At 62.2% G+C, this 13,378-nt stretch carries 13 protein-coding genes; 10 read left to right on the top strand and 3 right to left on the bottom strand.

Annotated elements, in window-relative coordinates; all coding sequences use genetic code 11:
- Positions 1-6 precede the first annotated feature (6 nt).
- From GGQ66_RS10375 to GGQ66_RS10355, 5 genes are all read left to right on the top strand, one after another.
- Positions 7-735, top strand: a complete 729-nt coding sequence (locus GGQ66_RS10375; RefSeq protein ID WP_183792167.1) for an alanyl-tRNA editing protein — start codon at positions 7-9, stop codon at positions 733-735.
- Positions 736-761: 26 nt separating this feature from the next.
- Positions 762-2,192 (top strand): 3-mercaptopyruvate sulfurtransferase, encoded by a 1,431-nt coding sequence (sseA, locus tag GGQ66_RS10370; RefSeq protein ID WP_183792165.1) that lies wholly within the window; start codon positions 762-764, stop codon positions 2,190-2,192.
- A gap of 124 nt (positions 2,193-2,316) precedes the next feature.
- Positions 2,317-2,871: an OmpA family protein gene (locus tag GGQ66_RS10365; RefSeq protein WP_183792365.1), complete on the top strand. Its 555-nt coding sequence runs from the start codon at positions 2,317-2,319 to the stop codon at positions 2,869-2,871.
- Between the two features lie 75 nt (positions 2,872-2,946).
- Positions 2,947-3,417: a DUF1203 domain-containing protein gene (locus GGQ66_RS10360; RefSeq protein ID WP_183792163.1), complete on the top strand. Its 471-nt coding sequence runs from the start codon at positions 2,947-2,949 to the stop codon at positions 3,415-3,417.
- A gap of 103 nt (positions 3,418-3,520) precedes the next feature.
- Positions 3,521-3,865 carry a PilZ domain-containing protein gene (locus GGQ66_RS10355; protein ID WP_237358869.1) on the top strand — a complete coding sequence of 115 codons (345 nt, stop codon included), beginning with the start codon at positions 3,521-3,523 and terminating at the stop codon, positions 3,863-3,865.
- Between the two features lie 44 nt (positions 3,866-3,909).
- On the opposite strand, the gene cckA is transcribed toward GGQ66_RS10355, so the two are convergent.
- On the bottom strand, positions 3,910-6,537 hold the full coding sequence (gene cckA, locus GGQ66_RS10350; protein ID WP_370686334.1) for a cell cycle histidine kinase CckA: 2,628 nt from the start codon (positions 6,535-6,537) through the stop codon (positions 3,910-3,912).
- Between the two features lie 317 nt (positions 6,538-6,854).
- Here cckA and GGQ66_RS10345 point away from each other — a divergent pair, with 317 nt between their 5' ends.
- Positions 6,855-7,829, top strand: coding sequence for a flagellar biosynthetic protein FliO (locus tag GGQ66_RS10345; protein WP_183792159.1), 975 nt, complete (start codon positions 6,855-6,857; stop codon positions 7,827-7,829).
- A gap of 103 nt (positions 7,830-7,932) precedes the next feature.
- Here the strand turns inward: GGQ66_RS10345 and dksA are convergent, their stop codons facing one another.
- Positions 7,933-8,298: an RNA polymerase-binding protein DksA gene (gene dksA / locus GGQ66_RS10340; RefSeq protein ID WP_370686333.1), complete on the bottom strand. Its 366-nt coding sequence runs from the start codon at positions 8,296-8,298 to the stop codon at positions 7,933-7,935.
- 349 nt (positions 8,299-8,647) lie between these two features.
- Between dksA and GGQ66_RS10335 the strand changes: the two genes are divergently transcribed.
- The 4 genes from GGQ66_RS10335 to GGQ66_RS10320 all read left to right on the top strand — a co-directional run bounded on the left by GGQ66_RS10335 (position 8,648) and on the right by GGQ66_RS10320 (position 12,394).
- A complete protein-coding gene (locus GGQ66_RS10335) occupies positions 8,648-9,148 on the top strand; it encodes a SixA phosphatase family protein (protein WP_183792155.1) in 501 nt (166 codons plus the stop codon).
- 72 nt (positions 9,149-9,220) lie between these two features.
- Positions 9,221-10,681 (top strand): YcjX family GTP-binding protein, encoded by a 1,461-nt coding sequence (locus GGQ66_RS10330; protein ID WP_183792153.1) that lies wholly within the window; start codon positions 9,221-9,223, stop codon positions 10,679-10,681.
- Positions 10,678-11,721: a YcjF family protein gene (locus GGQ66_RS10325; protein ID WP_183792151.1), complete on the top strand. Its 1,044-nt coding sequence runs from the start codon at positions 10,678-10,680 to the stop codon at positions 11,719-11,721. Before GGQ66_RS10330 ends, GGQ66_RS10325 begins: the two co-directional genes overlap by 4 nt.
- Before the next feature lie 121 nt (positions 11,722-11,842).
- Positions 11,843-12,394, top strand: coding sequence for a hypothetical protein (locus GGQ66_RS10320; protein WP_183792149.1), 552 nt, complete (start codon positions 11,843-11,845; stop codon positions 12,392-12,394).
- Between the two features lie 63 nt (positions 12,395-12,457).
- On the opposite strand, the gene folP is transcribed toward GGQ66_RS10320, so the two are convergent.
- On the bottom strand, positions 12,458-13,324 hold the full coding sequence (folP, locus tag GGQ66_RS10315) for a dihydropteroate synthase (protein ID WP_441397121.1): 867 nt from the start codon (positions 13,322-13,324) through the stop codon (positions 12,458-12,460).
- Between the last annotated feature and the right edge of the window lie 54 nt (positions 13,325-13,378).

The following is a 13,378-nucleotide window of genomic DNA, read 5'->3' as shown; positions in this document are numbered from 1 at the left end:
AATGCCATGTCCGTCACTGCCCTTTACCGTCACGACTTCACCCTGCTCTCGAGCGAAGCGACGGTAACGGCGGTGCATGACGACGGCACCTTCGAGCTTGACCAGACCTGCTTCTATGCAGCGTCCGGCGGCCAGCCCGGCGATACCGGCCATGTGCTGCGCGCCGATGGCAGCCGGATTTCCCTCGACGCCGCCCGCCACGGCGCAACCAAGGACATCATCCTGCACGTTCCGCTGGAAGGTCAGCCAAGTCCGGAGATTGGAGAACGGCTCGTTCTTGCGGTGAATGAAGAGCGCCGCGCTAAACTCTCACGCATGCACACCGCCTGCCACCTGCTTTCGGTGGTCTGCTCCTTCCCCATTACCGGTGCCGCCGTCGGCGAGGATGAATCGCGGGTGGATTTCGACATGAGCGAAACCATCGACAAGGATGCCGTGACCGCCGAATTGATGAAGCTCGTGGAAGAGAACCATCCGGTTTACGTGACGTGGATCACCGATGAGGAGCTGATCGCCAATCCTGGCATCGTCAAGTCCAAGAATGTTCGCCCGCCCGTCGGCTTCGGCCAGGTCAGCCTCGTCTGCATCGGTCGGGATGCGTCGGTGGACAGCCAGCCCTGCGGCGGCACGCATGTGGCCACGACCGGCGAGGTCGGCCCCATCCACATCGCCAAAATCGAAAAGAAGGGCCGCGAAAACCGTCGCTTCCGGATTCGTTTCGGCACGCCGGAATAAGCACGCAGCCATTAGGGAGAGACAGCATGAGCACCGGCCAGAGCCGATTCGTCGTATCCGCCGCCTGGGTGGAAAAGCAGCTTGGCGCCCCCGAATTCAGGGTTATCGACGCCTCCTGGTATCTCCCCTCCCATAACCGGAACGGCGCGGTGGAATATGCCGCCGGTCACATTCCCGGTGCGGTCTATTTCGATCAGGACGTGATCGCCGACAAAACGAGCGGCCTGCCGCACACCCTGCCCTCGCCATCGCAATTCGCCGAGGCCATGGGTCGTTTCGGCATCCGCGAAACGGATACGATTGTCGTCTATGACGGTATCGGCTTCTTCTCCGCGCCGCGCGTGTGGTGGATGCTGCGCACCATGGGGGCCGAGCGCGTCTACGTGCTGGATGGTGGCTTCGATGGCTGGAAGGCGGAAGGCCGCCCCGTCGAAACCGATCTGCCGGAACCCGCCCCCGTAACATTCACGCCAAATTTCCGCCGGGAGCGCGTCACCTCGCTGCAGCAGATGCTGGAAATCGTCGAAACCGGCACGCGCCAGATCGCCGACGCACGCCCTGCCGGCCGCTTCACCGGGGCCGATGCCGAACCGCGCGCCGGCATGCGCTCCGGCCACATGCCCGGTGCGCGCAACCTGCCCGCGGTTTCGCTGTCGGAAAATGGTCACTTCAAGGATCTTGCGACCTTGCGCAAGCTGGTCGAGGATGCCGGCATCGACCTCGAAAAGCCGGTGGTAACCAGCTGCGGCTCCGGTGTTACCGCCTCGGTGATCGCGCTGGCGCTCGAATCGCTCGGCGTCAACGACTACACGCTTTATGACGGCTCCTGGTCCGAATGGGGCGGCCTGCCGGAAACGCCCGTCATCACCGGTGACGCCGATGCCGTCGAGAAGGGTGAGCACGGTCCACTGAAGGCCCATGTCACACTTCTGGAAATGACGGCGCCGCCCAAGGCCAGCCTGCCGATGCCGGTGAATATCCAGACCGCGCTAATGCGGGCAACCGATATTCCACTGCCCTTCTACCGGTTCCTCTACACGCAGGTGGGCATGCGCTATCACTGGCATGAGCGCCTGCGAATGAGCGATGTCGAACTGAAATCCGTCCTAGACGATCCCCGCACCTCGGTGACGGTTCTCTACGTCAACGGCGCACCGGCCGGCTACTTCGAACTCTTCAAGCAGAGCGACGATGTGGTGGAACTGGCCTATTTCGGCCTGTTCGAACGCGCCATTGGCCTTGGCGTTGGCAAGTGGTTCCTGCTGCAGGCGCTTTACGCCGCCTGGGCGCTTAACCCGCAAAAAGTGATCGTCTCCACAAACACACAGGACCACCCGCGCGCCCTCCAGCTTTACCAGCGCTACGGCTTTGCGCCCTACCAGACCTATGAGACGCTGATCGATCCGGTGAGCGACGCCGAACTTCTGGCTGTCTTCAAACGCGACGTGCGCGGCTGAATTCAGCCCGCAGTCCCATCACATACATCTCACGAAAAGCTGAACCATCAACAACCGGTGGTTCAGCTTTCTTTCATGCGCGCCCGGCCATATCTCCCTCAAACAGACGAAAACCAAGGAGGAAATAATGAACCGTCGCGCTTTCATGCTGTCGCTTGCCGCAGCCTTTGCCGCCCCCGCGCTTGCCAACGCCCAGCAGATGCCGAATGCGGATACAATCATGCGCCGTCTGGAAGCCCCCGCCAACCGGAGCGCCATGCCGCGCGAGCGGATCGATATGCGCGAGTTCAAGCGCCGTCCGGAAATGCGCCGCATGGCGCCATCGATCGATATCCAGTCGATCAATTTCGCCTTCGGTTCCGCCGAAATTCCGCGCTCCGAATATGACAAGGTCCGTGAGATCGGCATCGCGCTGGAGCGCATCCTGCGCCGCCGCCCGGGCTCGATCTTCCTGATTGAAGGGCATACGGATGCCGTAGGGTCCGACGCGTCCAACCTCGCTCTGTCGGAACAGCGCGCGGCATCGCTGAAGCGTCTTCTGGTCCGCCAGTTCCGCATTGCGCCACGCTCTCTCGAAACCGTCGGCTATGGCGAGCGCTACCTGTTGGTAAACACCCAGCGCGAAGAATGGCGCAACCGCCGCGTGACCCTGCGTCGCATCGACGATTTTGTCCGGTAATTTTCGCAGCAACGGAAATCGGGTGGCTGCAAGCCTTTCGGTGGCCCATCACTGGACCATCGAAAGGAGATAATCATGACCAACCGCTTTACTGCCATTCCCTCCGCCGACGCCGAAGCCCTGCGGGCCGGTGCCCCTGATGCCTACGGCAATGCGCCGGAATACCTGACTTCTCCGGGCGGTATGCCCTGCCGCCATTGCCTCGACGTGATCACGACGGGCGAACCCATGCTGGTTCTGGCCTACCGCCCCTTCCCCACGCTCCAACCCTATGCGGAAACCGGCCCGATCTTTCTGCATGCCACGCCCTGCCGTCGCTACGAGGCAAGCGAAATCCTGCCGCCGATGCTGACGAGCCCGGACTACATCGTGCGCGGCTATGGCGACGACGACCGCATCGTCTACGGCACTGGCGCCGTCACCGAAACGGCAAGGATTCCCGCCTATGCTGAAGAACTGCTCGCTCGCGACGGGATCACCTATGTGCATGTGCGCTCGGCCCGCAACAATTGCTTCCAGTGCCGCATCGATCGCATATCGGATTGAAAGCTCCAATTTTAGGAAATCACCTAATCCGGCCGAAAGAAGCCGGGCGTATACGGATTGCATCCATACGAATGGTTGCATTGAATGTGCAGGGGGTAGAAAAATGCAGCAGCAGAACAATCTGGGAATGGCCACGCGCAAGGCGAACCGCAGTCAAACCCGCATCTATGGCACGGTCAGCTATTACAACCAGTCTGCCCAGGGCCGCGTGGTCGATCTATCCGCCACAGGCATGGCACTGGAACTGCGCGATGCGTTTCACGCCGCAAAGGGAAGCCGCGTCAGGATCGAGAGCGACGATCTCGGCTTCCTCGAAGGCACGGTCATGTGGACGCGTGGCGCACGCCTCGGCATAAAGCTGCAGCTTTCCACCAACTCGCTGGCGCAGGTCTCGTCCTACTTCCGCTTCTTCCATCAGGACCACAAGTCGACCTACCAGCCCGGCTGAGCCACCTCGACAATGCGAGACCGGAATGAACGACGGCAGCGGCTTCAACCGTTGCCGTCAAGCATTTCACGCACCGCCACCGCAAGCTGCTTCAACGAGAACGGCTTCGGCAGGAAGCCGAACTTGGCATCCGCCGGCAGATTGCGGGCAAAGGCATCCTCGGCATAGCCCGAAACGAAGATGAACTTCATATCCGGATAGCGCTTGCGCAGTTCCGTCAAAAGTGTCGGGCCATCCATTTCCGGCATGACCACATCGGACACCACGACATCGACCTTGCCGTCCAGTTCGCCCATGATCTCCAGCGCCTCGACGCCCGATCCGGCTTCATGAACGGTATAGCCGCGTGTTTCGAGCATGCGCTTGCCGCCGCGCCGCACCGCCTCCTCGTCTTCCACGAGAAGAACCACGGCCGAATTGCCGGTCAGGTCCTGCGGTTCCTCCGACTGGCCAACAATATGCGAAACAGCGGGCTTGGCGTCGCTACCGGAAGATTGCTGCGTGTTCACCGCGCTCGGCGGCGCATGATCCGGCACCGGTTCTGCAATATGACGAGGCAGGAAGATGCGGAAGGTCGTGCCCTGGCCAACCTCCGACTCCGGGTGAATGTAGCCACCGGACTGCTTGACGATACCATAGACCATCGCCAGACCGAGACCGGTTCCCTTACCAACTTCCTTGGTGGTGAAGAAGGGCTCGAAAATCTTGTCCATGATCTCGGGCGGAATACCAGTGCCGGTATCGGCCACCTCGACCATCACGAAATCCTCGGATGGCAGTTCCGCATAGTTGAAAGCCGCCGCCTCGCGCGCCGGGACATTGCGGGTGCGCAGCGTGATCTTGCCACCCTGCGGCATGGCGTCACGGGCGTTGACGCAAAGATTGATCAGCACCTGTTCGAACTGCGACAGGTCCGTCTTCACCGACCACAGGTCACGCCCGTAATCGACGTCCAGCTTGACATTGGTGCCGGAAATCAACCGCTCGACCAGCATGCGCAGATCGCCGACGACATCTGTCAGGTTCAGCACGGCCGGGCGCATCGTCTGCTTGCGCGAGAAGGCCAGAAGCTGGCGCACCAAAACCGCCGCACGGTTGGCGTTGCGCTTGATTTCCATGAGGTCAGCAAAGCTGGCATCCGATGGCCGAGCCTGCAAAAGCAGGTGGTCGGACGACAGAAGAATGGCGGTCAGCACATTGTTGAAGTCGTGTGCTATGCCGCCAGCCAGCGTGCCGACGGCATTCATCTTCTGCGTTTGCGCCATGCGCGTTTCGAGCGCCTTCTGCTCGGTCACCTCGACGGCATAGACGATGGCCGCCTCTTCCGGCGCCTCTTCGCTCTGGTCCACCACGGCATTGACGTAATAGCGGAAATGGCGCGTCTCATCGGCCGGATGACGGCAATCGAAGGGCGGGATATCGCTCTGGCGATCAAGCGCCGCCGCCAGCGCCGTCTGCATCTGGTTGCGCTCGGCTTCCGGAATAAGCGCTTCAAGCCGCGCGCCATTCTCGATGTCATCACGCGACACGACACCGGAGAAGAGCTTCAGGAACGGTGCGTTAGTCTTGAGAATGCGGCCGACACCATTGACCGAGGCGATGGCCATCGGCGTGTTGTTGAAGAAGCGCGTGAAGCGCATGGCCGCCGCTGAATCCAGTTCCTGCCCTTCGCCATCCGAACGCCGGGACAGAACGATCGTGCGGCTTTCGCCCGGCGCTCCATCGCGGGTGGCACTGACCCGATGGACGAGGCGCACCGGCACGCTCTGGCCATTGGAACGGCGGAAATCGAGATCGAGCACTTCTGTGCGCTTGGCGCCCGGTTCGGCCTGAACCGACTGGATGAGGGCCATACCCTCGCCCGCCACGAAATCGGCAATCGACAGCGATCCCGGTGTGAACTTGGTCAGGTCGATGGCCAGCCATTCGGCCAGCGTGGCATTGAGGTAGAAGACCTCTCCCTTTCGCCCGGCCGAGAAGAAGCCGGCGGGCGCATGGTCGAGGTAATCGATGGCGTTCTGCAGTTCCTTGAAGAAGCGCTCCTGCTCCTCCCGCTCCGGTGTGATGTCTGTGATCTGCCAGACGTGAAGCGGGCGGTCCTTGCCGTTGGCATTGGCCAGCGCGCGCGCCTTGAGGCGATACCAGTGCGCACCTGCCCCCGCCTGTTCATTCGGGCTGAGCGATTTCAGAAGGCGGAATTCCTCATGCCCCTCGCGCCCCTCTCTCAACCCGTTGGTCAGGCGATAGAGAACCTCCGTTGCTTCGCGGTTGCGCGACAGCATGGCCTCCAGCGTACGGACCTCGGTCGCTTTGCGCGCACCGGTCAGCTTGCCATAGGCCGCATTGGCGAACACGATCCGGCCCGCCTCGTCGGTAATGATGATCCCGTCCGGGTGAGAGGAGATGAAGCGCCGCGCCAGCTCGTCCGGCTCTGAACCGGGCATGACCTGAACGAAGCCGATAACCGACGATACCAGAAAGAAGATTCCAACCATCGCGAGAACGCCGAGGACGCCAAGCACGACCTCGTTGTTCAGATGATTGCGGAAAATGATGAAAGCGGCGGCAGCACCCGCGAGAACGAGCGCAAGCGCCAATATCCGGATGATCGTACCGGCCGTCCGCCCGCCCCGATCAAGGAGCGGCACATCATCGTTACCGGCTTGCCGCATACCCGTCATCAAACCCCCTGCTTGCCGGCAGCCGTGCGAATCGGCGCCTGACGCTGGGATGATTCCTAACGCAAAGGTCGCGTCCGACCGAAACGGAATCACCCTATGCCTTTATATCTAGCAATTTGCCGCACTTGCCAAAAGCACGGGCACTGCACAAAGCGCCCACCTATGCACAGGCAATTCTTGTCGCGCGCCATCGATGGCTTGTCACGGAGGCGATTCGCGGGCACCTCGGCCATATCAGGGTGAAGCGCCTTGCCATGAGGGGCAAAAAGGCGTTTCCTGCCCCCCGACCGGATTAGAGGAGCGTTGCGATGATCGCAGACATCATGGCCGAATATGGCGGCCGCCTTCTGGTTGCCATCGGCGGCGTCGGACTTGGCCTGATCTGCCTCGTGGCAGTTCTGAAGTACCTGCGCCAGCGCAATGGCCCTTCGCCTTTCGTACGTGGGGGAAAGACACGCACGCCCCGCCTGCAGGTGGTTGATGCCGCAGCCGTCGACACGCGTCGCCGGGTCGTTCTCGTGCGCCGCGACGATGTTGAACATCTGATCATGATCGGCGGTCCGACCGATCTGGTCATTGAAAGCAACATCGGTTCGAAACCGGCTGCCGCGAGCTATACGCCCACTGAGACCGCATACGCGCCGGCAGAGCCTCCGGCTCCCCGCCCCGTCCGCATTCCCGAGCCGCCTCGCGCCCTTCAGCCGGAGCCGGAGGCCGAGGCGCCGGCGCCGAGACCTTTCATTGAAAGAACGCCCGTCGAACGCCCTTCCCCGGAACGCCCGCCTGTTCCCCGTCCCGCTACGCGTCAACTTCCGGAAATCAGGGAGCGCAATCTGGATGCGCCGCTGCCGATCACGCCACAGGCGGCCTATTTCGAGGCCAGCGACGATTTCACGCCCTCCACTGCACCGGCGCAGCGTCCTTCGGCGCCTCCGGCACGCCAGCCCGCCCTTGCCGCTCCACCCGCCGAGCCGGCACCGCCACCGGCCCCCACCGCCGAGGAAATCGCCCTCAAGCAAGCCGAGGCGCATCTGGAAGCAATGAAGCGACGGATGGCCGGACAGGAAGCCCCTGCACGCCCGCGCCCCGAGCCGGAAAAGCCCTCTGGCTTTGCTCAGGTCCTCGACAACGAAATGAAGGCGCCGTTGCGTGATACGACCCGCCCCGTTCCCGCCGCCATCCAGCAGGTCCGGCGGCCGGACGCGGCACCACCCACCGCCGCATCGGACAAGGATCCCAATTTGCAGGACGAAATCGCCCGCATCTTTGGCGAAAAGCGATGAATGACAGGGCTTCAAACACAAAGGGGCTGCACCCGACCTGAGGTGCAGCCCCTTTGCGTTTCGACACCACCGACCTTGGCGTAAACGCCCCGGCAACGGCGATTTATTCGTCGCGGTAAACCTTTTCGCGGCGTTCGTGACGCTCCTGCGCCTCGATCGACAACGTGGCGATCGGACGGGCGTCGAGGCGGCGGAGACCGATAGGCTCACCCGTTTCCTCGCAATAGCCGTAGGTGCCGTCATCAATCCGCGCAAGCGCCGCATCGATCTTGGAGATCAGCTTGCGCTGGCGGTCACGGGCGCGCAGTTCGATGGCACGGTCGGTCTCGGAAGAGGCCCGGTCGGCCAGATCGGGATGGTTTGCGCTTTCCTCGGCCAGATGGCCGAGCGTTTCGCGTGCCTCGCGAAGAATGTCGTTCTTCCACGCGATCAGCTTTGCGCGGAAATAGGCACGCTGGTTCGGATTCATGAACTCGTCGTCTTCCGAGAGCACAAAGCCGTCAAGACTGGTATTCTCACTCAACGCGATTCTCCTGAAGTACTAGGCCTCACTGGCGCGCTGTATATCTCATCAGGGATAGGAGGTTCAAGCCTCGTGATGCATTTGCAGGCATTTTTAAATCTGTCGTAATTTTAGGCTAAAGAACTCTTTTTGCTGCTTAATTTGCCTCAAGCCGAATAAGCGGGCCTTTCCGGCTGCCCACAACCTTGAGCGGCGGAAGCTGCCGTGCATATCGCCTGACCGCGCGCGCGGACCCGTTGACGGCATCGGCCCGAAGAAGATAGAGGCATTCTTAGCCTCAACAGGAACGAGACGGATGACTGCCGCCAGCCTGCCGCTCCAAAGAATTTTTCTGCTCCGGCATGCCCAGGCGGCATGGCCCGCGCCGGGCGAGAGCGACTTCGACAGGGCGCTCGATGACAAAGGGCGCATCGAGGCGTCCGTCATTGCCGGCCTCGTGGCAGGACACGGCTATATGGCCGATCGCGTCCTGTGCTCGGGCGCGCGCCGCTGCCGTGAAACAGCGGAAACAGTTACCCGTGCGTTCGGCCGCGATTTCCCCATCAAGATCGCCCCCGAGCTCTATCACGGGATGACTGACAGCTATCTGGCCGTCATCGGTGCTGAAAAGAATGCGCAGTCGTTGATGATCGTCGGACATAATCCGACGATCGAGGAACTGATGGAAACGCTGGTCGGCCCGGACGCCACTTGGTCGGCCATTTCCGGCGGCTATCCGACCGCTGGCTTCGCCGTTATCGACCGCGCCACCGGCAGCGAAACGGGCTGGACGCTGACCGAATTCCTCGCCCCCTGAACGCCCGTCACTTTCCAAGTACCTGCACCGTTCCTATATTCGGCGAAACGAACAGCAGGATTGCCTTGAAGAGTGTCTTCCCCCTTATCATCGATTGCCGATAGCGCGCTGATTGCCTTCGACAGCATTGCAGACCGGGCCGCAAGTCTGGTCAATCCGTCGATCCGCCTCGGCGTGACCGGCCTTTCGCGCGCCGGCAAGACGGTGTTCATCTCCTCTCTGGTTCACAATCTCCTGAAGGGCGGCCGCCTGCCCCTGTTCGAACCGCTGCAATCCGGTCGCATCTCGAATGTGCGGCTGGAACCGCAGCCCGACGATGCAATCCCCCGCTTCCAGTACGAAGATCACATTGAAACGCTGATCCGCGAACGCACCTGGCCTGACTCGACCCGCGCCATCTCGGAACTGCGCCTCACCTTCGACTATCAGAGCGCCAGCGGCTGGAGCCGCTTTCTGTCGCCGGGCAGGCTCTCCATCGATATCGTCGATTATCCCGGCGAATGGTTGCTCGACCTGCCGCTCCTGCAACAGGATTACCGCACCTTCAGTGAAAGAACGGCAACGCTGGCACGCACCGGCATTCGCGCCGAGCTTTCAGGCGACTGGCTGGCCTTCGCTGCCCAGACGGATATGGATGCCCCCGCAGACGAAATGACGGCGCGGCGCCTGTTCGAAATCTTTGCGGCCTATCTGCGTGCCTGCAAGTCCGATGAGCGCTCGCTCTCCACCTTGCCGCCGGGCCGGTTCCTGATGCCGGGCGATCTTGAGGGATCGCCAGCGCTGACCTTCGCGCCCCTGCCGGACATTCCGGATACCCCGGCAAAACCCGGCTCTTTGCGGGCCATGATGGAGCGGCGCTACGAAGCCTACAAGACCGTGGTGGTAAAGCCATTCTTCCGCGAACATTTCGCACGGCTCGACCGGCAGATCGTGCTGGTCGATGCGCTTCAGGCGATCACCCGCGGCCCCGAGGCCGTCGCCGATCTCGAGCGCGCCATGCAGGATGTGCTGGAATGTTTCAGGCCGGGTTCGGGCAGCCTTCTCTCAGCCCTCACGGGCCGTCGCATCGACCGGGTTCTCGTCGCCGCCACCAAGGCCGATCATCTCCACCATGAAGGTCACGACCGGCTCGAAGCCGTCACGCGGCGTCTCGTGGAACGCGCCGTCACGCGCGCGGGTGTGGCCGGTGCCGGCATCGATGTCATGGCGATCGCCTCCATCCGCGCCACGCGTGAGGCAACCGTCAGGCAGAACGGCCAGACACTGCCGGTCATCGTCGGAACACCGATTGCGGGTGAGACGATCAACGATGAACGCTTCGACGGAAACCGGAAAACAGCAATATTTCCCGGTGACTTGCCCGCGAATCCGGAATCAATCTTTGAAGCGGAGAAGCCAGGCGAGCAAGCCCGCGTCAATGCGGTGCGTTTTCGCCCCCCCGAGGTGGCGGAAGTGAATGGTACACGCGTCGCCCTGCCCCATATCCGTCTGGACCGCGCCCTTCAATTCCTGCTGGGAGACCGGCTGAAATGACCGATGATCGCAAACCCCGCGCCTTTTCCGTAGAGGAACCGACCACCATCGCCGCGCCCGTGAAGGCTGATCCGCGCGTACCGCAGAGTTTCGCCGATGATGTTGTTCTGACGCCGGACGAGGACGATCCTTTCCTCTCCGAAAGCCTGCCACCGATGCCGCTGGCCGAACCGCGCAGACGTCGCTTCTCCTTTGGCAAGCTTGCCCTGGGCGCCTTCAGCCTCTTGCTGTCGCTGGCGTTTGGTCTGTGGGCGGATAACCTGATCCGCGATCTCTTTGTACGCTACGAGACGCTTGGCTATGTCGCAACGGCCGCGCTGGCGCTCGGCCTCCTCGGCCTCGCCGTTGTGGTGGCCCGCGAGGTGGTTGGCATGATGCGGCTCTCGGCCGTGCAGTCCCTCAAGGACGAGGCGGAAAAAGCCATGACCGAGCGCCGCCCGGAACCCGCCCGCGCCGTCGTGACGAAGCTCTCCGGCCTTCTATCCGCTCGCGCCGATACCGCTCGTGGTCGCGCGAGACTGAAGGAAACCGAAGAGGACATCATCGACGGCCCGCACCTCATCCACCTCGCGGAACGCGAATTGATGACCCCGCTCGACCGGCAGGCCCGCGCGCTGATCCTCAACGCATCGAAACGTGTTTCCGTTGTCACCGCCGTTTCACCGCGTGCCATCGTCGATCTTGCCTATGTACTGTTCGAGGTCATGCGGCTGGTCCGCGCCATGGCCGATCTTTATGGCGGCCGCCCCGGCTCGCTCGGCCTGCTTCGATTGACCCGGGATGTGATTGCCCATCTGGCAGTAACCGGCTCGATTGCAGTAGGTGACGGCCTTGCGCAGCAGGTACTCGGCCACGGCCTCGCCTCCAAGCTTTCGGCCCGTCTTGGCGAGGGCGTTATCAACGGCCTGATGACGGCGCGCATCGGCATCGCCGCCATGGACCTTTGCCGCCCGCTGCCCTTTTCGGCTCTCAAGCGCCCCGGCATTGGCGATTTCATCGGTGACCTGACACCGAAACTGTCCGGTGAGCCGAAGACATAACGTACCTGAAGAAAAGTTTAGCGAATATGGTGAATCAAAAAGCCACCCGGTCAACGCCCCGTTAACCATTCAAAGGCTAAGGTAAACCCAATTGAGATCGCTGCTTGCCAGGGAAAGTATCATGTATTCGCGCATCTTTTCGCTTGCCAGCGGTCTTGCCGCTGTTGCTGTTTCCGTTGCTGCTCTTGCCGGTTCGCCCGCTGCCGCCGGTCCGCGCGACAAGGCCTTCTTCGATTCCATCGCGGGTGAATGGAAGGGGCCGGGTGAGATCGTCGCCGGTAAGTACAAGGGCACGAAGTTCAACTGCACGCTGAAGGGCGAGCCCGCCGATGGCGGCGAAGCCGGTATCAAGCTGGATGGCTCCTGCCGCGTCGGCGTCTTCACGCAGCCCATGTCCGCTTTCATCTCCCAAAAGGGTTCGACCTATACCGGCAAGTTCCTTGATGGCGCCGCCGGCAAGGGCCTCGATATCGTCTCCGGCACCGTTGCGGATAACCGCGCCGTGATGGGCATCAGCCGCGCCCAGCTCAACGGTGCGCTCATTGCCCGTGTCGATGATCCGAACTCCATGAACGTCACGATTTCGGTGAAGGTCGGCGAAAAAATGGTTCCGGTGATCGGCATGACGCTTGGCCGCCAGCTCGATACGATGGCCGTCGGCTCGATCCGGTAATTCCGGCGATAACGGCATGCAAGGCCCGCCCCATGGCGGGCTTTTTGCGTTAATGGGCCTGTCTCAGGCCCTGTCAGCCATCGCAAGGCAGGCGTCGGCAACAGCCAGCGAATCCCGCGTCATCGCCACATTGTGAACCCGGAAGATCGCCGCTCCTGCAAGGCGCAGGATCACCGTTGTCGCCGCCGTACCCACATCGCGCGCATCCGGTGCCTCGCGCCCCGTCAGCGCCCCGATGAAGCGCTTGCGCGATGTGCCGGCCAGCAGTGGAAGGCCGAACGCGGAAAGTTCCGAAAACCGTACCATCAGTTCGGTGTTTTCGTCCGTATCCTTGGCAAAGCCGAAACCGGGGTCGAGAATGATCTTGTCACGCGCAATGCCGGCCTCATCGGCAATCACCAGTGACCGGTCGAGAAAAAGCCGCTGGTCATCAATCACATCCGCAAGCTTCTCCCGATCGCGTCCGGTGTGCATGATACAGACGCCGGCACCGGATGCGGCAACGACGCCGGCCATACCCGCATCCTTCTGCAACCCGAACACGTCGTTGACGATGTGCGCTCCGGCGGCAATCGCAAGCCGGGCCGTTTCCGCGCGATAGGTGTCAATGGAAACCAGCACTGGGCTTTCCGCCGTCAGACGCTCGATGACCGGCAGGACCCGGTCCTGTTCTTCCGCCGCACTGACGGCAGCCGCACCCGGCCGGGTCGACTCACCACCGATATCGATGATGTCCGCTCCCTCGGCCACCAGAGCCAGCGCATGAGCCAGCGCCGCTTCGCCCTCGGCATAACGCCCGCCATCGGAAAACGAATCAGGCGTCGTGTTGACGATGCCCATGATGAGGCCCCGCGCGCCAAGTTCGAGCGAACGACCATGCGCCATCTGCCAATGCGACGGTGCGGGTTTAACCTTGCTGCCGGTATTCATCGTCATGCCCCGATTTGTTGCGCGGCGGATATTGCGCTCGCTTGGGCTATGCCC

Origin of the sequence: Allorhizobium borbori, assembly GCF_014196535.1 — a bacterium.
GTDB lineage: Bacteria > Pseudomonadota > Alphaproteobacteria > Rhizobiales > Rhizobiaceae > Ectorhizobium > Ectorhizobium borbori.
The sequence above is the reverse complement of the archived record's forward strand: the minus strand, read 5'-3'. Positions and strand labels throughout refer to the sequence as shown.

Coding starts and splice junctions, on each gene's coding strand:
- GGQ66_RS10375 (WP_183792167.1), top strand. CDS start 7: ATGTCCGTCACTGCCCTTTACCGTCACGACTTCACCCTGCTCTCGAGC.
- sseA (WP_183792165.1), top strand. CDS start 762: ATGAGCACCGGCCAGAGCCGATTCGTCGTATCCGCCGCCTGGGTGGAA.
- GGQ66_RS10360 (WP_183792163.1), top strand. CDS start 2,947: ATGACCAACCGCTTTACTGCCATTCCCTCCGCCGACGCCGAAGCCCTG.
- GGQ66_RS10355 (WP_237358869.1), top strand. CDS start 3,521: ATGCAGCAGCAGAACAATCTGGGAATGGCCACGCGCAAGGCGAACCGC.
- cckA (WP_370686334.1), bottom strand. CDS start 6,537: ATGCGGCAAGCCGGTAACGATGATGTGCCGCTCCTTGATCGGGGCGGG.
- GGQ66_RS10345 (WP_183792159.1), top strand. CDS start 6,855: ATGATCGCAGACATCATGGCCGAATATGGCGGCCGCCTTCTGGTTGCC.
- dksA (WP_370686333.1), bottom strand. CDS start 8,298: ATGAATCCGAACCAGCGTGCCTATTTCCGCGCAAAGCTGATCGCGTGG.
- GGQ66_RS10335 (WP_183792155.1), top strand. CDS start 8,648: ATGACTGCCGCCAGCCTGCCGCTCCAAAGAATTTTTCTGCTCCGGCAT.
- GGQ66_RS10325 (WP_183792151.1), top strand. CDS start 10,678: ATGACCGATGATCGCAAACCCCGCGCCTTTTCCGTAGAGGAACCGACC.
- GGQ66_RS10320 (WP_183792149.1), top strand. CDS start 11,843: ATGTATTCGCGCATCTTTTCGCTTGCCAGCGGTCTTGCCGCTGTTGCT.
- folP (WP_441397121.1), bottom strand. CDS start 13,324: ATGAATACCGGCAGCAAGGTTAAACCCGCACCGTCGCATTGGCAGATG.